Consider the following 18,188-nt stretch of genomic DNA (forward strand, 5'->3'; position numbering starts at 1 on the left):
TTCGGCTCGCATCGAAACGCAAGGGGGACATGTGGTTACGCTTCGCAGCTTTCGTCCCTCGGATATCGACAGCCTCTACGCGATCTCGCTCGCGACAGGCCATGCCGGCAGCGATGCCTGGCACCTCTACATCGATGGTCGGTTGATGGGGCATATCTACGTTGGCCCTTATGCGAAGTTCAGTCCGGAAACCGTGCTCGTCGCCGAGGACGAGGAGGGTGTCGGCGGCTATATCCTCGGCGTGTTCGAAACAGCCGCCTTCGAGGACAGGCTCGAGCAGGACTGGTGGCCTGGTCTTCGTGCGATCTATCCGGAGCCGAGCGGTCCATCGTCGCAATGGAACGCCGACGAGCGCCGCTGCTTCATGATCCACCACCTCCGCCATACGCCCGAAAGCCTCATCGAACCCTATCCGGCGCATGTGCACATGAACCTTCTGCCGCGCCTGCAGCGGCAGGGAATTGGCACAGCGCTTCTCGACCGCTGGATCACGATGGCCCAACAGGCCGGCGTCAGCGGCATCCACCTGGGAACCAACACTGCCAACCACGGTGCCTCGCGCTTCTGGCCGAAGCGCAGATTTGCGCAATTATCCCCACCCGTAGCGCCGCTTTCCGAAACCACAGTGTGGTTCGGGCGTAGGCTTTGATTGCACGAAAATCAGTGCGTCACGACTTTCAGGCCGAGATGGTCCCGCATGGGAGCGAAATCGCGATCGTGATGCAGAAGGCTATGGCCCTCTTCTATGCAGAACGTGCCTGTGATGAGATCGATTGACTTGCGGATGGTGATGCCCTTTTCACGCAACGCTATCCACAACCTTTGAAAAGCCCTGCGTTGTCGGCGAAATGACCGGCTGATAGTCACTGGCGATGACCACACGCAAAAACGATATGGCAGATTCGGTCCTTGTTCTAGAGAGACCCACGAATGCGGCTCTCTCCGAGCCGATAAAGCCGCTGCGCAACCGGCCCGCAACCGAACGCAATATCCTCGAATCCGCCAAGGCACTCCTTGCCGGACACGGCTTCCAGGCGTTCGGCATCAATGCCGTGGCCCGTCGCGCCGGCTGCGACAAGCAACTGATCTACCGCTATTATGGTGGGCTCGACGGTCTGGTCGAGGCCATCGGTGCCGATCTCGGCAGCTGGGTGAGGGACCGTATCCCAGACGATAGCGGCGGCATGTTCATGCTGACCTACGGCGACCTCATGGAGCGGCTGGCGCTGCTTTTCCTGGATGCCCTGCGCGCCGATCCGCTGATGCGTCGCATCGTGGCCTGGGAGGTGTCGGAACAGACGGAACAGGTACGAAAACTGTCCGAGGCGCGCTCCAAGGCGCTGGCCGCCTGGATCGACCGGATGCGGGGATCGCTTGTGCCGCCGAAGGGCGTCGATGCGGTTGCCGTCAACGCCATCATTCTCGCAGCCATCCAGCATCTGGTCCTCTCGGCCGCCATCGGCGGCCAATGTGCGGGATTGTCGCTGAGAAGCGAGAAGGACTGGGACAAGGCAGCCACCGGCCTGAAGCGCATCGTCCGCGCCGTCTACGGCTGAGGCAAGTTCTCCACAGGCCGTTAACCTTAACGAATGGTTTACGTTGCGGGGGGCCGGCTGACGGCACAAGGTGGCGCGGTCATCAATTGTTAACCAGTGTGGCCATGACAGCAAAACCGGCGAAAGCCGCTTTATTTTTGATTTCAATGGTGTTTTTCGCCGTACTGGCGCTCAATATGGCGGTGCCAGCAGTGATTCTGGGCTCGCTGGCGCTGGTGAGCGAGCTGGTCCTTACCAGCGGCAATGGCATTGCATATCGGGGAGAGGCCGCATGAAATGGTTTCTGCTGTTCTGGGGCGGGCCGATCTTTTTCCTCGGCAGCTGGTACTGGCTGTCCTACTACGACATCAGCTTCGGGATATTCATGTACACCCGCGAGGTTCATGACCTGACATTTCAGGTCTACGGGAAAGTCCTCGGGCTACCACCGGAATCGATCCCACCGCTGGTGCTGCGCGCTATCATCATCGACAGTCTTGTAGTGTTCGCGCTGATCGGCTTTCGCAAGCGCAAGCTGATTGTAGCCTGGTGGCAGGCGCGTCAGGCCTCAAGGCCCGGCAATCGTCTGCGGGACAGCGAAGACAGCCTGTCGAGCGCGCCCTGAAGAATGAAGCTGGCCGCTGCCGAATCGATGCGCTCTGCACGCTTTGCCCTTGAAACATCCATGGCGATCAGCTGACGTTCTGCTGCGACCGTCGACAGACGCTCGTCCCAGAAGACGAAGGGCAAGGCGGTCTTGTCCGACATAGCCCGCACGAAAGACTGAGTCGCCTGGACCCGCGGCCCCTGCGAGCCGTCCATGTTGACCGGCAGGCCGATGATGAACGCCGCTACTTTTTCCTTCTCCGCGAACGCCAGCAGTGCCGCAGCATCGGGCGTAAACTTCACCCGCCGCAGCACCGGACGCGGCGTCGCCAGTCGTCGCCCGATATCCGACATCGACAGCCCGATGGTCTTCGTGCCGAGGTCGAGGCCTGCAATTGCCTGATTCGGCAGCAGGGTTTCCGCCAGTTCTTCGATGGTGAGGACTGTCATCGGGATATTGTCTCGTCAAAAGAAATTGAGTGGCGGATCACTGTCATTTTTTGCCTTTTGGGCTATGTCGCTGGTGTCCTTACCATCAAGGTCCGAATTTGCATCCCTCATTCACGGAGTTACCCCATGAAAGTCACCTGGCTCGGCCATGCCGCATTCCGCATCGAGACTTCCAAGGCAACGATCCTGATAGACCCGTTCCTCAGCTATAACCAGTCCTTCTCAGCAGCCGGCCTGATGGTTGCCGACGTTTCCAAGGGTGTCACCCATATCCTCTTGACACACGGCCACGCCGACCACGTGGGCGACACGGCAGCGATTGCCAAGGACACCGGCGCCACCGTTCTTGCCAATGCCGATCTCGCAGCCTGGCTCGGCGGCAAAGGTGTCGAGAAGATCGAATCCGGCAACACCGGCGGCACGATCCACTTCGACGGCTTCACCGTCACCTTCACCAATGCGCTGCACTCCTCTGCCCAGCAGACGGAAGACGGCGTCTCGCACGCGCTTGGCAATCCGAACGGCCTCGTCCTGCATTTCGATGACGCGCCGACCCTCTATCACATGGGCGATACCGATATCTTCGGCGACATGGCGCTGATCAACGAATTGCACCAGCCTGAAATCGGCCTGGTGCCGATCGGCGACCGCTACACGATGGGCGGTGCCGTGGCTGCGCTTGCCTGCCAGCGCTTCTTCAACTTCAAGTCGGTGATCCCCTGCCACTACGGCACCTTCCCGATCATCGACGCGACGGCCGAAAAGTTCGTCACCGCCATGGAGGGCGCATCCGCAAAGGTCGTCGTGCCGAAGGTCGGCGAGGTCCTGACCTTCTGAGGTTCGACGATGAGATATGCCGGTATCCGGCATATCTCAGACTGATGGGGTGAGCCTCAGCTCAGTTGGGGCTCTACCCGGATTGCCGACTGCCGAAGCTGGGACGCAGCCGAATTATTGGCATCCGGCGACCACTCGCCCAGTGCTTTTACCCTGCGGGTGAGGCGAGGGTAGTGCGAAAAGATGTGCAGGATGAAGCCGGCGGTGGACGGCACCATTCGCTCCTGCGCTTCAAACGCGGCCGGGTTCATCTGCGCATTCAGCCGTGCACTACCGCAGGCAAGCATTTGCAATGCTGTGCGTGAAGCACGTAGGTCACCGGAGACGACGAGGCCTATACGATCGCATGTCAGCTCCCGAGCGCGCGAGTAAGCTTGGCCCAGAAATGGCACAAGATGTCCCGGCAGATGCAGCAGCACGGAAATCGTATTGAGATGGCCGGCGACATGGTGGCCGAGCTCGTGCCCAATGACGAATTTCACCTGGTCTTCGTCGTCGGCGTCATCAGCTGCGACGTCAGCCAGATGTAACGTGTCCGCCCGACCAGCTTCAGCGCCATGGCATTCATGACGCCGCTTGAGTTGTAGACAAAGCACTGTCTAGGCTCATTTAGTCCCAGCAACCTGGCGCCATCTTCAACCATCTTGTGAAGATGCGGAAACTGCTGCTCGCTGACCATGACATAGTGGCCCATCATATGGGCGCGCAATAGCGCACGAACGATATACCCGGCAAACCAAAAACCTCCGATATAAATCAGCACCATGACAAGAACCGCAGGGTTTTTCTGTGCTGCAAACAGGATGGCTCCAACGGCAATCAGCCAGCCAATAATGCCGGAGACCAGTATCACCGAACCGTAGAACTTTTCCTTGGGGTGCCTGACTTTTGAAACTTTGAAATCCATCTACCTCTCTCCAAATACAACTATCGAATTTAACTATTCGCAATTTTGAAATAGTTTAAGATCCGGGAAAACGATAGGTCACGAGACGTGGAAAGCCGGAAAAAGCCCCTCAACGTTATCTTCGTGCCGTTTTCGTCGCTGATAGCGGATGATGCAGGGATTTTGCCGGTATGCCGCGGCCTTTGGCAGTTGCGAAGGTCCGAGGGGGGCTTTATAGCGGGTAGAAAATATCCCAGCCGGAGAATGCCATGTCCGTCGATCTTGCCATCGTTAAGCGCGTTGCGCGCCTTGCCCGCATCGCCGTTACCGGGGACGAGGCCAACCGCATGGTCGGCGAGCTGAACGGCATACTCGGCTTCGTCGAGCAGCTTTCCGAGGTCGATGTGACAGGCATCGAGCCGATGACATCGGTCACCCCGATGGCCATGAAGAAGCGCGAAGACGCCGTCACGGACGGCAGCAAGGCTGACGATATCGTCGCCAATGCGCCGCTCACAGACCGCAATTTCTTCCTTGTTCCGAAGGTCGTCGAATAGGCACATCCCGCCGTTCCGATCCATCCGACGCAGCTTTTCCAGACCTGAAGTGAACCGATCATGAGCGAACTGACCAGCCTGAGCATTGCCGAAGCCCGCGACAAGCTGCGTGGCAAGGAGATCACCGCGACCGAGCTTGCGACCGCCTACGTCGCGGCCATCGACGCGGCCAATGGCGCACTGAACGCTTACATCAAGGTGACACCCGACAAGGCCCTGGAGATGGCCAAGGCCTCCGACGCTCGCATCGCTGCCGGTTCGGCCGGTGCGCTGGAAGGTATTCCGCTCGGTATCAAGGATCTGTTTGGTACGGAAGGCGTCCACACCCAGGCCTGCAGCCACATCCTCGACGGCTTCGAGCCGCGTTACGAATCGACCGTCACCCAGAACCTCTGGAACGACGGCGCCGTCATGCTCGGTAAATTGAACATGGATGAATTCGCCATGGGATCGTCGAACGAAAGCTCCTACTACGGCCCGGTCATCAACCCTTGGCGCGCCACGGGCTCGGACCGGCAGCTGGTCCCCGGCGGCTCCTCCGGCGGGTCTGCTGCCGCCGTTGCCGCTCATCTCTGCGCAGGCGCAACAGCCACCGACACCGGCGGCTCGATCCGCCAGCCCGCCGCGTTCACCGGCACCGTCGGCATCAAGCCGACCTACGGCCGCTGCTCGCGCTGGGGCATCGTCGCCTTCGCCTCGTCGCTCGATCAGGCCGGCCCGATAGCCCGGGACGTGCGCGACGCCGCCATACTCCTGAAGTCGATGGCATCTGTTGACGCCAAGGACACGACATCGGTCGATCTGCCCGTCCCGGACTATGAGGCAGCGCTCGGCCAGTCGCTGAAGGGAATGAAGATCGGCATTCCACGCGAATACCGCGTCGAGGGCATGCCCGGCGAAATCGAGACCCTTTGGCAGAAGGGGATTGCCTGGCTGAAGGATGCCGGCGCCGAGATCGTCGATATCTCGCTGCCGCACACCAAATACGCGCTGCCGGCCTACTACATCGTCGCTCCCGCCGAAGCCTCGTCGAACCTTGCCCGCTATGACGGCGTACGCTATGGCCTGCGCGTCGACGGCAAGGACATCCTCGACATGTACGAAAAGACCCGCGCTGCCGGCTTCGGCACCGAGGTCAAGCGCCGCATCATGATCGGCACCTATGTGTTGTCGGCCGGCTATTACGATGCCTATTACCTGCAGGCGCAAAAAGTCCGCACGCTCATCAAGCGCGACTTCGAACATGCCTTCCATGCCGGTGTCGATGCCATCCTGACGCCCGCCACGCCGTCCTCTGCCTTCGGCATTGCCGACGAGGAACTGGCCGCCGACCCGGTCAAGATGTACCTCAACGACATCTTCACGGTGACCGTCAACATGGCCGGCCTGCCGGGCATCGCCGTCCCCGCCGGTCTTGACGCCAAGGGCCTTCCGCTCGGCCTGCAGCTCATCGGCAAGCCGTTCGACGAGGAAACTCTGTTCAAGACCGCCCATGTCATCGAGCAAGCAGCCGGCAAATTCACGCCCGCCAAGTGGTGGTGAGAGTCTGAATGAAACTCGGTTTCACGGTCGGAGATCGTGGTGTCGATGCGACATTCGTCCGCAATGGATGAACTGAAAACCGTCGGTATGGAGCGCTCCGCACCTGCCGGAACTTATGGACGCCCTCGGCATCCTGGCAAAGTGCCTTCATGTACACGCGCGCCATGACCTGTTTGATTTCCTCGGAGATCGTTATGGGCGTCGATCAATAGCCAGGAAATATTCAAGCCATGGATTGGGTCCCTATAGTCTTTATTACGTTCAAAGTTCTCGCGCTGGGCACGGGTATGTTCCTCGCCATAAAGTGGCATCATGATCAACGGACCTCGTCTAAGCCGACTGACGTGATCAAAGTCGCGCTGGAGGTCGCTTGCTATCTGCTGATGGTGGTGATCGTCTTCGCGCTGATCTACGTGTTGCTGGACTATCTCGATTTACTTCCTGCCGGTTTGGGTTCTGATTGAAACGGCCGTAGAGGCCCGGAACCAAAGTCAACAATCCCGGGGCCTTGCCTCGTTGGCGGCACCAAAGGATCTCGCGCACACTAAGGTCTCGATGGCCAGCGGTTGTATACAGCCACGGAAACCGTGATTGTCTCTTAGCCAGCTTCGCTGAGCATCTGGCAAAAGCCGTCATCAAATGTTTTACTGGGCCGGTAACGCGTGGGGTGCTCATGATTCACATTCGCAATGCCCATGAAGGCGAGACAGAGATCCTGACCAACATCGGGCTTCGCGCCTGGCAAAGGGCGATGGCGGCGATTGGTGACAGCGACGTCATGATGGACGGCGCCAGGGACTCCTTCTCGAATTTTGCACGCGACTCGTGGCTGACGATCACCGTTGTCGAAAATCATGGGATTGCCTGCGGCTGGGCGGCGCGCGAAAAGCTGGACGAGAACATCACGGATTTTTGGATCGACCCCGACGAACTCCGGCAGGGACTGGGTTCGGCCCTGCTGGCGCAGATCGAGAGTGACATTGCCGCCCAGGGCTTCGATACCGCAGCGCTGCAGACCCACTCCGGCAATGCCGAGGCTATCGGCTTCTTCAAGGCGCATGGTTATACCGTCCACTGGCTGTCCGTCGTCTATTCGCCCTCGCTCGACCGGGATCTGCCGACGGTCGGCCTGTCGAAATCGCTGCTTCCGCCGGACGACGACTTTTACGGCCGCGGCTTCTGAAGGTGGTCAAAGATCAGCCTCTCATGAGCGCCAGCGTCCGTTCGTCAGGGATACCCTCGTAGAAGCGATCGAGTGCCTGCTGGAAAAGCTCTTCGCGCTCGCTGATGGCTGCAAAGAGCGTCATGCTCGATCGGAATTTGAGATCGTCGGGAGAACCGAGGATGGCGCGGGCGGAGCGCCCGCCGTCTGCCATACCTCCGGCAGAGAGCATTGCCTGCACGCAGTCCCTCAGCCGCTTCCCGAGCAGAGGGTGGGCGAGGTAGGCCGATGCTTCCTCCCTGGAGCGGATCGCGTATCGCTGCGCCATCGATGATGCGCCGAGCCCGGCGATCTGCGGAAACACGAACCACATCCAGTGCGAGCGCTTGGCACCGGCCATGAGTTCCCGCAGCGCCTGTTCGTATATGCCAGCCTGCGCATCGACAAACCTGTCGAGGTCATGGGGGTCGGTCGAAGCGGTCATCGTCATTCTCCTGCGTGCGCGTCATCTATATTTTGGGCGCGCCGGCGTTCCGGCAAGGCAATGGCCGGCGACGGGGCGCGGGCGTCGATCAATTGCCGTCCGCAGCACCCGAAAGCCTTGCACGCCAAAGCCATTTCCTTTACCTCACAGACAAGAAATCCAGCCTTTGAAGAGCATCCCATGACCCTTGTCGACGTCCGCACGCCCGATCCGAAACGCTTCATTCCCGGCGCCACAGGCGACTGGGAAGTGGTCATCGGCATGGAGGTGCATGCGCAGGTCCTCTCCAAGTCCAAGCTGTTCTCCGGCGCCTCGACCGAGTTCGGCAAACCGGCCAATTCCAACGTCTCGCTGGTCGATGCGGCCATGCCCGGCATGCTCCCCGTGATCAACGAGGAATGCGTCGCGCAGGCGGTGCGTACCGGTCTCGGCCTGAAGGCGCAGATCAACAAGCGCTCGCTGTTCGACCGCAAGAACTATTTCTACCCCGACCTGCCGCAGGGCTACCAGATCTCGCAGTTCAAGGACCCGATCGTTGGCGAGGGCCAGATCGTCATCTCGCTCGGTCCCGATCGCCAAGGTCAGTTCGAGGATATCGAGATCGGAATCGAGCGTCTGCACCTCGAGCAGGATGCCGGCAAGTCGATGCACGACCAGCACGCCACCATGTCCTATGTGGATCTCAACCGCTCCGGCGTGGCGCTGATGGAGATCGTCTCCAAGCCCGACATGCGCTCGTCCGACGAAGCCAAGGCCTATATGACCAAGCTGCGCTCGATCGTGCGCTATCTCGGCACCTGCGACGGCAACATGGACGAGGGCTCGATGCGCGCCGACGTCAACGTTTCCGTGCGCAAGCCCGGCGGCGATTTCGGCACGCGCTGCGAGATCAAGAACGTCAACTCGATCCGCTTCATCGGTCAGGCCATCGAATACGAAGCCCGCCGCCAGATCGCCATTCTGGAAGACGGCGGCTCCATCGACCAGGAAACCCGCTTGTTCGATCCGGCCAAGGGTGAGACCCGCTCGATGCGCTCCAAGGAAGACGCGCACGACTACCGCTATTTCCCCGATCCGGACCTTTTGCCGCTGGAATTCGACGATGCCTTCATCGCTGCACTCGCTAAGGATCTGCCGGAGTTGCCGGATGCCAAGAAGGAGCGCTTCGTGCGCGAACTCGGCCTCTCCGTCTACGACGCGTCGGTGTTGGTGTCCGAGAAGGCGATTGCCGATTATTATGAGACACTGGCCGCTGGCCGCGATGGCAAGATGGCCGCAAACTGGGTCATCAACGACTTGTTGGGCGCCTTGAACAGAACCGGCAAAAGCATTGAAGAGACTCCGGTTTCAGCAACCCAGCTTGGCGGTATTCTCGACCTGATCAAGTCCGAGGCCATCTCCGGCAAGATTGCCAAGGATGTCTTCGAGATCATCCTCACCGAGGGTGGCGATCCGGCCGAGATCGTCGAGAGCCGCGGCATGCGCCAGGTGACAGATACCGGCGCCATTGAAAAGGCGGTCGATGAGATCATCGCTGCCAATCCGGATCAGGTCGCCAAGGTTCTGGCCAAGCCGACACTCGCCGGCTGGTTCGTCGGCCAGGTGATGAAGTCGACCGGCGGCAAGGCAAACCCGCAGGCCGTGCAGGCTCTGGTCAAGGCCAAGCTCGGCATCATTGAGGAGTAGGGATGTACTTTGTCCGCACCGCCAGCGCCCGCGACCTCGACAAAGTCCGCGCGCTGCTGAACGAGACCTGGCATGCGACCTACGACAATCTCTACGGCGCAGCCAAGGTCGAGGAGATCCATGCGTCCTGGCATTCGGCTGCAGCGCTGAAAACACGCCTGGAGAAGAAGGATTCCGAGTTTGTCGTCGCCGACGACGGCAAGGAGCTCGGCGGCATGGGCTATGCGGCTCTCTCCGAGGAGACGGCCAAGGTCGCCGTGCTGCACATGCTCTACGTCCGGCCTTCGGCGCAGCGCCAAGGTGTCGGCCGCGATCTCTTCGCAGAGCTCGAGACCTGTTTTCCCGATGCCGACCGGATGCGTGTCGAGGTGGAGCCGGAAAATGCACAAGCCATTGCCTTCTACCAGAGCCTCGGCTTCGATGAAGTCGGTCGGAACAAGAATGATGGGCCGAAGCAATCCGGCTTGCCAACACTGGTGTTCGAGCGCGCCTTGACCAGCCACTGACTGACTGAATATCTCACCGCTTTCCATCGCGTTGCTGGCTCACCCGGCATCATTTCATCCGGCGCAAGCTCGCCCCCTCTGTCACTTCGTGACATCTCCCCCACAAGGGGGGAGATTGGCTGGAGATGCATCGCCTGTCCCAAAGGCAGTGAAGTTTATTTGCCCTTTGGTCAGGCGATCCTGCGGTTGCGGCTGATCTCCCCCCTTGTGGGGGAGATGTCGGCGTAGCCGACAGAGGGGGGTACTCGCCGCAGTCTCGGGCGAGATGAATACGATGCAGACGGTGCTAGGAACCAGCCACCAGATGGCCAGCCACGAAGGTAGAAATCCATGACCAGCCTGACCATCCGCGAAGCGCGCGAGGCAGACCTTCCCGCCCTGATCGCGCTGTTTGCGGACGACCCGCTCGGCGGCCACGGCGACACGCTGGATGCGGAAGCGTTCCCGGCCTATCTCGAAGCCTTCCGGACAATCGCAGCCTCGTCCGACCAGACCCTCTATGTCGCGGAGCGCAACGGCGAAGTCGTCGGCACCTTCGAGACCATGTTCACCACATCGCTCACGGGCCGGGGCGGGTCGGCAATGATCATCGAGGCGGTGCAGACGCGCGACGACATGCGCGGGCAGGGGATCGGTGCCGCGATGATCGACCATTGTATCGCGGACGCAAAGCGTCGTGGCGCGAGAGTGGTGCAGCTGACATCCAACGCGACCCGCAAGGATGCCCATCGCTTCTACGAGCGGCTGGGCTTCAAGCCGAGCCATCTGGGCTTCAAGATGGCGCTGAAATGACAGCCGGATCGGCTGGAATCGCTGGACAATAACTTCTTCCGGCGGCATAAGCTTTGGATCGAATTCTGCTCCCGCCCGCGCGGTTTCGCCGGGCCTCGAGGAAAAGACAATGATGAAATTCCTGCTGCTGACCTTCACCTGGTGGAACGGTGCGACTGTCGGCACCCGGCTGGCGATCTGGCGCTTCGGCAAGCGCGTCGGCGAGGATGAAGCCGGCAACGTCTACTATGAAGGCGGCATGTCGTCCTACGGCCTGCGCAAGCGCTACGTCGTCTATAACGGCTATGCCGAGGCCTCGGCCATCCCGTCGGGCTGGCACGGCTGGATGCATCATCGCACAGACGTTCCGCCGTCGGAGGAGACCTACGTCCCCAAGGAATGGCAAAAGGCTCACAAGCAGAACCTGACTGGCACGCCGCAGGCCTATCGCCCGCCGGGTTCGCTTGCCGTTGCCGGCGAGCGCCCGCGCGTCACCGGCGACTACGACGCGTGGACGCCCGGCAACTGATCGGATCGCCCAACCCGCGCTTTGGCCACATTTGGCGTTTACGCGCTGCAAACCGGCTGCTCATTGCATGAGTTCTGCCGACCGATACCACGCTGGAGACTGGCGGATATGACGTTTTTCACGCGAGGCGCTTCTTTGCGTGCGGCGACCGCAGCGATTTTTGCCCTTGGCGCCATCGCAGTATCCGTGCCGGCCGAAGCCGCCCGTATCTCCAATCCTGTCGCAGTGTTTTCAGGCCTCGACAAGATCACCGGCCGCATCACCACATTCGACGTATACCTGAACGAAACCGTTCAATTCGGCGCTCTTCAGGTGACGCCAAAAGCCTGCTATTCGCGCGACGATGCCGAGCAGCAAAAGGTTGACGGGTTCGTCGAGGTCGACGAGATCACGCTGGACCGCCGCATCCGCCGCATCTTCACCGGCTGGATGTTCGCCGACAGCCCCGGCCTCAACGCCGTCGAGCACCCGATCTACGACGTCTGGCTGAAAGAGTGCAAACAAAAGTCCGACGTCCCGCCGCCGGATGCTGCGAAGACGAATTGAGCCGAATTTTTGATTTGAAGCGGCGTCGATTTGTTAAGCGTCAGAAACGCCGTTGTGGTGAGGCGCGGATCGAAATGCGCCACCACCGATTTGAATGCCAACGAACTTGACCGTCGATGTCGTCCGGGTCGGAGAGGCGCACCTGGACTCTTCAAATGCTGCGAATTGTAGATTAGGGCCGAAGCAAAAAGGCTTAGTGGCGCATTTTTTTGTGCTTGGCAATAGCTAGTTGCCTGTCTGCATCTAAGATATCGTCAAGGTCGTTTTATGCACTCTCCATCTTAAGAATCCGAGGCTGCCTCATGGGAACTTCGAAAGACCAAAAATCCAATTTTGTTCCGTTTTTTCTCTTCCTCGTATATAGTTTGCCAATTCTTATTTTCGCGAATTTGATATCCTTTTGGATAATTTCTCATTTTCATGATTTTAAAAGTTTTTTGAATTCCAACTACGTCGAAATTTTTCCTAAAAACTATGAATATATTTCCGCCCTACGAAGTTTCGAAGTTGATACCAACACTATTGCATATATTGCGATAGCAAACTGCGTTTCTGCGTTTTTATGCTATTCGTATGGATTTGCGTACGTTGCGGTCGCAGTATTCGTTATGCCATGCCGTAATATTGAAAGTATAAAAAGCGGAAAGGAAATACCTTTCAAGGTGATCGCTTATGGGGTGACTATCACAGCCGCAATCATTTGGGTTTTGTATGAGTCCAACTTTCGCGAAACATATGTAATTTATCAATTGTCGGTTTATAGACCGCTTTTTTCGCTCTTCATAGTTAGTTTATTTCTTTATTGCTCAACGATGGGAGTTGCTATAAGCGTTGCTTTGATTTCCGAAAAGAGCGTCAGCTATTTTGTGAAGACCCATGGCGATGTCTGAGTAAAGCGATTTATTATTTAGAATAGTAAATTTCGCGACTCCATCGCCGCCTTCAACAGCACCGCATACTCGTCCTTCGGCACATCGATTGCGCCGAAGCTCTTGAGGTGATCGGTCGTAAACTGGGTGTCCAGCAGCGTGAACCCCTTTTGCCGCAGGCGCTCCACCAAATGCACCAGGCAGATCTTCGACGCATCCGTCCGGCGTGAAAACATGCTCTCGCCGAAGAAGGCCGAGCCGAGCGAGACGCCGTAGAGGCCGCCGACGAGGTCGTTGCCGTCCCAGGCTTCGACCGAATGGGTGTGGCCGACGCGGTGAAGGGCGGAGTAGAGGCTGCGTATGGTGGAGTTGATCCAGGTGGATGGCCGACCGCTCGTCGCTTCGCCGCAGGCGGCGATGACAGCGTCGAAATCGTAGTCGAAGCGGATTTCGAAGGGGGATTTGCGGACGGTCTTGGCGAGGCTTTTGGAGACGTGGAACCCGTCCAAGGGCAGGATGCCACGCATCTCAGGCTCGACCCAGAAGATCTCCGGATCGTCGGCCGATTCGGCCATCGGAAAAAGGCCGATGGAATAGGCCCGCAGAAGGATCTCGGGGGTAAGCCCTTGCGATCTTCTGCGGGAGCCTGCCATTGCTTACTCTACCGGCTTTTCGAGGTAGTGCTCCAGCCAGTGGATATCGTAATCGCCATTGGCGATATCCTGGTTGGAGACCAGATCCTGGAACAGCGGCAGGGTGGTCTTGATACCGTCGACGACGAATTCGTCGAGTGCACGACGCAGCCGCATCATGCATTCGACGCGGGTACGGCCGTGAACGATCAGCTTGCCGATCAGGCTGTCGTAGTAGGGCGGGATCTTGTAGCCCTGGTACACACCGGAATCGATGCGTACGCCGAGACCGCCCGGCGCGTGAAAATGCGTGATCGTGCCGGGCGAGGGCACGAAGGTGCGCGCATCCTCGGCGTTGATACGGCATTCGATGGCGTGGCCCTGGAAATGAACCTCGTCCTGCGTCACCGAAAGACCGCCACCGGAGGCGACGCGGATCTGCTCGTGCACGAGGTCGATGCCGGTAATCGCTTCCGTTACCGGATGCTCGACCTGCAGGCGGGTGTTCATTTCGATGAAATAGAACTCGCCGTTTTCATAGAGAAACTCGATGGTGCCGGCGCCGCGATATTTCAGCTTCTTCATGGCATCGGCGCAGATCTGGCCGATCTTCATCCGCTGCTCGACGTTGAGCGCCGGCGAATTGGCTTCTTCCCAGACCTTCTGGTGGCGGCGCTGCAATGAGCAGTCGCGCTCGCCGAGATGGATGGCGTTGCCTTCGCCGTCGCCGAACACCTGGACTTCGATATGGCGCGGCGTCGTCAGGTATTTTTCCATGTAGACGGCGTCGTTGCCGAAGGCAGCAAGCGATTCCGAGCGGGCCGTCGACCAGGCCTCCAGCACATCGTCAGGCGAATGCGCCAGCTTCATGCCGCGTCCGCCGCCGCCCGCCGTCGCCTTGATCAACACGGGGTAGCCGATTTCGGCAGCCGTCTTGATGGCGTCGGCTTCGGTCTTGACTTCGCCGTCGGAGCCGGGAACCACCGGGATGCCGAGTTCGACTGCCGTCAGCTTGGCGGTGATCTTGTCGCCCATCAGCCGGATATGTTCGGCTGTCGGGCCGATGAAGGTGATGCCGTGGGCTTCCAGGATATCGGCGAACTTGGCGTTCTCCGACAGGAAGCCGTAGCCGGGATGCACGGCATCTGCGCCGGTGATCTCGCAGGCAGCAACGATCTGGTGAATGTTTAGATAGCTATCGCGGGCCTGTGGCGGGCCGATGCAGACGCTCTCGTCGGCAAGCCGCACATGCATCGCATCGGCATCGGCCGTCGAGTGAACGGCAACGCACGGAATGCCGAGCTCCTTGCAGGCGCGCAGCACGCGAAGGGCGATTTCGCCGCGATTGGCTATGAGGATCTTGGAAATCATGGGCATGGGCCTACTACTCGATGATGACGAGAGCTTCGCCATACTCGACCGGCCGCCCGTCTTCGATGAGGATTTCGGTCACCTTGCCGGATTTCGGCGCAGGTATCTGGTTCATCGTCTTCATGGCTTCGATGATCAGCAGCGTCTGGCCTTCCTTGACCATGGCGCCGACTTCGATGAAGGCGCGGGCGCCGGGAGCAGAGGCCATGTAGACAGTGCCGACCATCGGTGCCGAAACGACGTTGTCTGGATTGCGTACGAGGGCAGCCGGAACGGCGGCAGCGGCTGCAGCCGGTGCTGCCATCTGCTGCGGCGCCGCCATCATCGGCGCCTGGACATACTGCGTCGTGCCGGCGCGGGAAACGCGGATGCGCAGATCGTCCTGTTCGACCTCGATCTCCGTCAGATCGGTCTCGTTGAGGATGTTTGCGAGATTGCGGATCAGTGCCTCGTCGATACCCGGTTTGTTGTCAGCCATGGAATTTGCCCTGTGTCATTCTTGTTATTGCGTCAATCTGGTCAGGCGCGATGCGCCTCTGTCGTTTACTAGGCGGGCCGCCGCCGCGCACCGCTTCCTTCGTGGGCCGCATCCCGTAGCTTGGGGATCCCGCTGTCGCCAGCGTCTGGCTCAGGCACGACTGACGCTGGAAGCGCCGGGCCGTTGAGGAGAAGAATGGTGTGCGTCATCATCGGTTCCGTCAAAGTCCAGGGCAACCTATAGACTCCCGCGCCTCCGGAGGAAAGCCCCCAAGGCACGGGACGCACGCGCCGCTGCGGCAGCCAGCCCTTGTCCACATCTAACAGGGGGCGATTGCGGCAATATGATGTGGATGGGTACGCAGACCAGCCGATCAGCAGCTCGTCTTGCCGCAGGCACGCACGCTGGCGACCTTTTCCTTCAGTGCATCGAGGCCGATGGCGCCGGAGACCGCCTCGTTGCCGATGACATAGGCCGGCGTGCCGGTGACACCGAGGTCTGTCGCCAGCTGGTATGTGGCCTTGACGCTGTCGGTGTTCGGGTTGGCGGCCATCTCCTTGCGCAGCGCATCATCCTTGACGCCGAGCGTGCCGGCAACCTCGATGGCGCTGTCCTCGGTGGCGCGGCCTTCGCTGGAGAGCAGCGTGTGGCTGAACTCGGCATATTTTGCCGGTGCCAGACGGCGGAAAGCATCGGAAACACGCGAGGCTGCCACCGAATCCGGTCCGAGAATCGGGAATTCCTTGAGGATGTAGCGGATGTTCTTGTCGGTCTTCAGCAGCGTGTCGGTGTCGGCCAGCGCGTGGCGGCAGTAGCCGCAATTATAGTCGAAGAACTCGACGATGGTGACATCGCCCTTGTCATTGCCGATGTTGACATCGGACTTGCCGTTGAAGATTTCGTCCTTGTTGTCCGAAATCGCCTTGTTCGACTGGCTGAGGCGCTGCTCTTCCTGCTTCTTCTCCAGCGCAGCCTGCACATCCAGCATCACTTCGGGATGGCTGACGAGGTATTCCTTGATGAAGTCGCCCATCTCCTTCTTCTGCGCCTCGTCCATCGCCAGCGCTGGCTGGGAGAAGGCAAGCGACGAGAACAGGGCAACCGCCGAAAGGCTCATCAGGGTTTTCGAAAGCAGGGCCATAAAATCCTCGTCATCTGGTCGCTGGGCAGGGTGTCCGGGTTCAGCTATCACCGCGTGGTTAACATCTGCCGACACTAGGCCGCAAGGTAAGGTGCCGCGCCAAAACGTCAAACAGCTAATTTCACCAGCGCCGTGCAATCGCGCCATTGTGAACACACGCGCTTTGCGGCAATTGTCTGGCCACGCAACAGTCGAGAAGGTGCTGAATTTGTTTTCCCTATCCAAGCGCAGCGACGTCGATCCGTTTCACGCCATGGACGTTCTGGCCGAGGCGACGCGGCGCCGTCAGGCCGGTCATCCCGTCATTTCCATGGCCGTCGGCCAGCCATCGCACCCGACGCCGAAGGCCGCGCTGGAGGCCGCCCGCGGCGCGCTGGAGCACGGCCGCATCGGCTATACCGACGCGCTCGGCATGGCTGCCCTGAAGCAGGCGATATCCGGCCACTACAAGTCCCGCCACGACCTTTCCATCGACCCCGCGCGCATCGCCATCACAACAGGCTCGTCGGCCGGCTTCAATCTCGCCTTCCTCGCACTTTTTGATCCCGGCGATTGCGTCGCCATCGCACGGCCCGGCTATCCCGCCTATCGCAATATCCTGTCTGCCCTCGGGCTCGAGGTGGTCGAGGTGCCGGTCAGCGCCGAGACCGCATTCACGCTGACGCCCGAGAGCCTCGAGACGGCGCAGGTCGAAAGTGGCAAGCAACTGAAGGGCGTGCTGCTTGCGAGCCCCGCCAACCCGACAGGAACCGTCACCAGCCGGGAAGGGCTGGCAGCGCTGGCCGCCTACTGCGCTGACAACGCCATCGCCTTCATTTCCGACGAGATCTACCACGGTCTGACGTTCGTCGGAGGGGAGACCAGCGCGCTCGAAATCACCAATGACGCCATCGTCATCAACTCGTTCTCGAAATATTACTGCATGACCGGATGGCGGATCGGCTGGATGGTGCTGCCGGAGCGCCTGGTGCGTCCGATCGAGCGTGTCGCCCAAAGCCTCTATATCGCGGCGCCGGAACTGTCGCAGATCGCAGCCACCGCAGCACTCGGTGCGAACGCCGAACTCGACGTCTACAAGGCGAGCTACGCCCGAAACCGCGATCTGCTCGCCCGCCGCCTGCCGGAGATCGGCTTTTCGATCGCCTCGCCCATGGACGGCGCCTTCTACGCCTATGTTGACGTCAGCCGCTTCACCAACGAAAGCATGGGCTTTGCGCGCAAGATGCTCGCCGAGATCAACGTCGCCGCCACCCCCGGCCTGGATTTCGATCCGCTGGAAGGATTCCGAGCCCTGCGGTTTTCCTATGCGGGCTCGAACGCCGAGATAGAAGAAGCCGTTGAGCGGCTCGCAGACTGGTTGAAATAGTCTGACTTTTCATAGGCTTGGCAGCATCCGCGGAATCAAACAAACAAGCCGTTGATTCGAAAGATGAGGTAAAGGCCATGTCCGCCCCGGCTCAATCTCCCCCCTTGTGGGGGAGATGTCGGCTCGGCCGACAGAGGGGGGTGACTACCAAGACCCCAATTTGTCGAGCCACCCCCCTCTGTCACCTCCGGTGACATCTCCCCCACAAGGGGGGAGATCAGGCTGCAGCGCCCC

24 protein-coding genes are annotated in these 18,188 nt (G+C 59.9%); 15 read left to right on the plus strand and 9 right to left on the minus strand.

From position 1 onward, the window contains the following. Positions 1-31: 31 nt before the first annotated feature. On the plus strand, positions 32-649 hold the full coding sequence (locus PR017_RS05210; RefSeq protein WP_111220615.1) for a GNAT family N-acetyltransferase: 618 nt from the start codon (positions 32-34) through the stop codon (positions 647-649). Positions 650-660: 11 nt separating this feature from the next. Here the strand turns inward: PR017_RS05210 and PR017_RS05215 are convergent, their stop codons facing one another. Then, positions 661-807 carry a PIN domain-containing protein gene (locus PR017_RS05215; RefSeq protein ID WP_425070015.1) on the minus strand — a complete coding sequence of 49 codons (147 nt, stop codon included), beginning with the start codon at positions 805-807 and terminating at the stop codon, positions 661-663. A gap of 86 nt (positions 808-893) precedes the next feature. Here PR017_RS05215 and PR017_RS05220 point away from each other — a divergent pair, with 86 nt between their 5' ends. The 3 genes from PR017_RS05220 (at position 894) to PR017_RS05230 (ending at position 2,160) form a co-directional block, all read left to right on the plus strand. Then, positions 894-1,556 (plus strand): TetR/AcrR family transcriptional regulator, encoded by a 663-nt coding sequence (locus PR017_RS05220; RefSeq protein WP_111220807.1) that lies wholly within the window; start codon positions 894-896, stop codon positions 1,554-1,556. A 104-nt stretch (positions 1,557-1,660) separates the two neighbouring features. Next, positions 1,661-1,831, plus strand: coding sequence for a hypothetical protein (locus PR017_RS05225; protein ID WP_164498241.1), 171 nt, complete (start codon positions 1,661-1,663; stop codon positions 1,829-1,831). Next, complete coding sequence (locus PR017_RS05230) at positions 1,828-2,160, plus strand: DUF6105 family protein (protein ID WP_111220616.1); 333 nt, start codon at positions 1,828-1,830, stop codon at positions 2,158-2,160. The genes PR017_RS05225 and PR017_RS05230 overlap by 4 nt, the downstream gene beginning before the upstream one ends. On the opposite strand, the gene ruvX is transcribed toward PR017_RS05230, so the two are convergent. Further along, the gene (gene ruvX, locus PR017_RS05235) at positions 2,097-2,591 is read right to left on the minus strand and encodes a Holliday junction resolvase RuvX (protein ID WP_111220617.1); all 495 of its coding nucleotides are present in this window, start codon (positions 2,589-2,591) and stop codon (positions 2,097-2,099) included. The two genes, PR017_RS05230 and ruvX, sit on opposite strands and share 64 nt — an antisense overlap. 126 nt (positions 2,592-2,717) lie before the next feature. On the opposite strand from ruvX, the gene PR017_RS05240 reads away from it, so the two are divergent. Then, positions 2,718-3,428 (plus strand): metal-dependent hydrolase, encoded by a 711-nt coding sequence (locus tag PR017_RS05240; protein WP_111220618.1) that lies wholly within the window; start codon positions 2,718-2,720, stop codon positions 3,426-3,428. A gap of 56 nt (positions 3,429-3,484) precedes the next feature. Here PR017_RS05240 and PR017_RS05245 read toward each other — a convergent pair whose 3' ends face one another. Continuing rightward, positions 3,485-3,910 (minus strand): M48 family metallopeptidase, encoded by a 426-nt coding sequence (locus PR017_RS05245; RefSeq protein WP_161959331.1) that lies wholly within the window; start codon positions 3,908-3,910, stop codon positions 3,485-3,487. Then, positions 3,907-4,335, minus strand: a complete 429-nt coding sequence (locus PR017_RS05250; protein ID WP_133255595.1) for a hypothetical protein — start codon at positions 4,333-4,335, stop codon at positions 3,907-3,909. Before PR017_RS05250 ends, PR017_RS05245 begins: the two co-directional genes overlap by 4 nt. Positions 4,336-4,583: 248 nt before the next feature. On the opposite strand from PR017_RS05250, the gene gatC reads away from it, so the two are divergent. The 4 genes from gatC to PR017_RS05270 all read left to right on the plus strand — a co-directional run bounded on the left by gatC (position 4,584) and on the right by PR017_RS05270 (position 7,596). Continuing rightward, entirely contained in the window at positions 4,584-4,871 is a 288-nt protein-coding gene (gene gatC, locus PR017_RS05255; RefSeq protein WP_111220620.1) for an Asp-tRNA(Asn)/Glu-tRNA(Gln) amidotransferase subunit GatC, read from the plus strand. Positions 4,872-4,931: 60 nt separating this feature from the next. Beyond that, entirely contained in the window at positions 4,932-6,413 is a 1,482-nt protein-coding gene (gene gatA, locus PR017_RS05260) for an Asp-tRNA(Asn)/Glu-tRNA(Gln) amidotransferase subunit GatA (RefSeq protein ID WP_111220621.1), read from the plus strand. Positions 6,414-6,643: 230 nt separating this feature from the next. Further along, positions 6,644-6,877 carry a hypothetical protein gene (locus tag PR017_RS05265; protein ID WP_111220622.1) on the plus strand — a complete coding sequence of 78 codons (234 nt, stop codon included), beginning with the start codon at positions 6,644-6,646 and terminating at the stop codon, positions 6,875-6,877. Between the two features lie 209 nt (positions 6,878-7,086). Then, positions 7,087-7,596: a GNAT family N-acetyltransferase gene (locus tag PR017_RS05270; RefSeq protein ID WP_111220623.1), complete on the plus strand. Its 510-nt coding sequence runs from the start codon at positions 7,087-7,089 to the stop codon at positions 7,594-7,596. A gap of 13 nt (positions 7,597-7,609) precedes the next feature. Here PR017_RS05270 and PR017_RS05275 read toward each other — a convergent pair whose 3' ends face one another. After that, a complete protein-coding gene (locus tag PR017_RS05275) occupies positions 7,610-8,059 on the minus strand; it encodes a DUF1810 domain-containing protein (RefSeq protein WP_111220624.1) in 450 nt (149 codons plus the stop codon). A 180-nt stretch (positions 8,060-8,239) separates the two neighbouring features. Here PR017_RS05275 and gatB point away from each other — a divergent pair, with 180 nt between their 5' ends. The 5 genes from gatB (at position 8,240) to PR017_RS05300 (ending at position 12,097) form a co-directional block, all read left to right on the plus strand. Continuing rightward, positions 8,240-9,745 carry an Asp-tRNA(Asn)/Glu-tRNA(Gln) amidotransferase subunit GatB gene (gatB, locus tag PR017_RS05280; protein ID WP_111220808.1) on the plus strand — a complete coding sequence of 502 codons (1,506 nt, stop codon included), beginning with the start codon at positions 8,240-8,242 and terminating at the stop codon, positions 9,743-9,745. Between the two features lie 2 nt (positions 9,746-9,747). Then, on the plus strand, positions 9,748-10,251 hold the full coding sequence (locus tag PR017_RS05285) for a GNAT family N-acetyltransferase (RefSeq protein WP_111220625.1): 504 nt from the start codon (positions 9,748-9,750) through the stop codon (positions 10,249-10,251). Between the two features lie 330 nt (positions 10,252-10,581). Beyond that, complete coding sequence (locus PR017_RS05290; protein WP_111220626.1) at positions 10,582-11,043, plus strand: GNAT family N-acetyltransferase; 462 nt, start codon at positions 10,582-10,584, stop codon at positions 11,041-11,043. Between the two features lie 109 nt (positions 11,044-11,152). Continuing rightward, on the plus strand, positions 11,153-11,551 hold the full coding sequence (locus tag PR017_RS05295; protein WP_111220627.1) for an NADH:ubiquinone oxidoreductase subunit NDUFA12: 399 nt from the start codon (positions 11,153-11,155) through the stop codon (positions 11,549-11,551). A gap of 108 nt (positions 11,552-11,659) precedes the next feature. Further along, complete coding sequence (locus PR017_RS05300; protein WP_111220628.1) at positions 11,660-12,097, plus strand: DUF2155 domain-containing protein; 438 nt, start codon at positions 11,660-11,662, stop codon at positions 12,095-12,097. A 907-nt stretch (positions 12,098-13,004) separates the two neighbouring features. On the opposite strand, the gene aat is transcribed toward PR017_RS05300, so the two are convergent. From aat to PR017_RS05320, 4 genes are all read right to left on the minus strand, one after another. Next, a complete protein-coding gene (aat, locus tag PR017_RS05305) occupies positions 13,005-13,619 on the minus strand; it encodes a leucyl/phenylalanyl-tRNA--protein transferase (RefSeq protein ID WP_111220630.1) in 615 nt (204 codons plus the stop codon). 3 nt (positions 13,620-13,622) lie between these two features. Then, positions 13,623-14,975: an acetyl-CoA carboxylase biotin carboxylase subunit gene (gene accC, locus PR017_RS05310; RefSeq protein ID WP_202617106.1), complete on the minus strand. Its 1,353-nt coding sequence runs from the start codon at positions 14,973-14,975 to the stop codon at positions 13,623-13,625. A 7-nt stretch (positions 14,976-14,982) separates the two neighbouring features. Further along, positions 14,983-15,447 carry an acetyl-CoA carboxylase biotin carboxyl carrier protein gene (gene accB, locus PR017_RS05315; protein ID WP_111220631.1) on the minus strand — a complete coding sequence of 155 codons (465 nt, stop codon included), beginning with the start codon at positions 15,445-15,447 and terminating at the stop codon, positions 14,983-14,985. A gap of 373 nt (positions 15,448-15,820) precedes the next feature. Then, positions 15,821-16,588 carry a DsbA family protein gene (locus PR017_RS05320; protein ID WP_111220632.1) on the minus strand — a complete coding sequence of 256 codons (768 nt, stop codon included), beginning with the start codon at positions 16,586-16,588 and terminating at the stop codon, positions 15,821-15,823. Between the two features lie 208 nt (positions 16,589-16,796). On the opposite strand from PR017_RS05320, the gene PR017_RS05325 reads away from it, so the two are divergent. Continuing rightward, positions 16,797-17,954 (plus strand): pyridoxal phosphate-dependent aminotransferase, encoded by a 1,158-nt coding sequence (locus tag PR017_RS05325; protein ID WP_111220810.1) that lies wholly within the window; start codon positions 16,797-16,799, stop codon positions 17,952-17,954. Positions 17,955-18,188: the final 234 nt, after the last annotated feature.

Origin of the sequence: Rhizobium tumorigenes, from assembly GCF_003240565.2 — a bacterium.
In the GTDB taxonomy this organism is placed as follows: Bacteria; Pseudomonadota; Alphaproteobacteria; order Rhizobiales; family Rhizobiaceae; genus Rhizobium; species Rhizobium tumorigenes.

Excerpts from the sequence above, each read along its gene's own strand:
- PR017_RS05220 (WP_111220807.1), top strand. The coding sequence starts at position 894 with ATGGCAGATTCGGTCCTTGTTCTAGAGAGACCCACGAATGCGGCTCTC.
- PR017_RS05225 (WP_164498241.1), top strand. The coding sequence starts at position 1,661 with ATGACAGCAAAACCGGCGAAAGCCGCTTTATTTTTGATTTCAATGGTG.
- PR017_RS05230 (WP_111220616.1), top strand. The coding sequence starts at position 1,828 with ATGAAATGGTTTCTGCTGTTCTGGGGCGGGCCGATCTTTTTCCTCGGC.
- ruvX (WP_111220617.1), bottom strand. The coding sequence starts at position 2,591 with ATGACAGTCCTCACCATCGAAGAACTGGCGGAAACCCTGCTGCCGAAT.
- PR017_RS05240 (WP_111220618.1), top strand. The coding sequence starts at position 2,718 with ATGAAAGTCACCTGGCTCGGCCATGCCGCATTCCGCATCGAGACTTCC.
- PR017_RS05250 (WP_133255595.1), bottom strand. The coding sequence starts at position 4,335 with ATGGATTTCAAAGTTTCAAAAGTCAGGCACCCCAAGGAAAAGTTCTAC.
- gatC (WP_111220620.1), top strand. The coding sequence starts at position 4,584 with ATGTCCGTCGATCTTGCCATCGTTAAGCGCGTTGCGCGCCTTGCCCGC.
- gatA (WP_111220621.1), top strand. The coding sequence starts at position 4,932 with ATGAGCGAACTGACCAGCCTGAGCATTGCCGAAGCCCGCGACAAGCTG.
- PR017_RS05265 (WP_111220622.1), top strand. The coding sequence starts at position 6,644 with ATGGATTGGGTCCCTATAGTCTTTATTACGTTCAAAGTTCTCGCGCTG.
- PR017_RS05270 (WP_111220623.1), top strand. The coding sequence starts at position 7,087 with ATGATTCACATTCGCAATGCCCATGAAGGCGAGACAGAGATCCTGACC.
- PR017_RS05275 (WP_111220624.1), bottom strand. The coding sequence starts at position 8,059 with ATGACCGCTTCGACCGACCCCCATGACCTCGACAGGTTTGTCGATGCG.
- gatB (WP_111220808.1), top strand. The coding sequence starts at position 8,240 with ATGACCCTTGTCGACGTCCGCACGCCCGATCCGAAACGCTTCATTCCC.
- PR017_RS05285 (WP_111220625.1), top strand. The coding sequence starts at position 9,748 with ATGTACTTTGTCCGCACCGCCAGCGCCCGCGACCTCGACAAAGTCCGC.
- PR017_RS05290 (WP_111220626.1), top strand. The coding sequence starts at position 10,582 with ATGACCAGCCTGACCATCCGCGAAGCGCGCGAGGCAGACCTTCCCGCC.
- PR017_RS05295 (WP_111220627.1), top strand. The coding sequence starts at position 11,153 with ATGATGAAATTCCTGCTGCTGACCTTCACCTGGTGGAACGGTGCGACT.
- PR017_RS05300 (WP_111220628.1), top strand. The coding sequence starts at position 11,660 with ATGACGTTTTTCACGCGAGGCGCTTCTTTGCGTGCGGCGACCGCAGCG.
- aat (WP_111220630.1), bottom strand. The coding sequence starts at position 13,619 with ATGGCAGGCTCCCGCAGAAGATCGCAAGGGCTTACCCCCGAGATCCTT.
- accC (WP_202617106.1), bottom strand. The coding sequence starts at position 14,975 with ATGCCCATGATTTCCAAGATCCTCATAGCCAATCGCGGCGAAATCGCC.
- accB (WP_111220631.1), bottom strand. The coding sequence starts at position 15,447 with ATGGCTGACAACAAACCGGGTATCGACGAGGCACTGATCCGCAATCTC.
- PR017_RS05320 (WP_111220632.1), bottom strand. The coding sequence starts at position 16,588 with ATGGCCCTGCTTTCGAAAACCCTGATGAGCCTTTCGGCGGTTGCCCTG.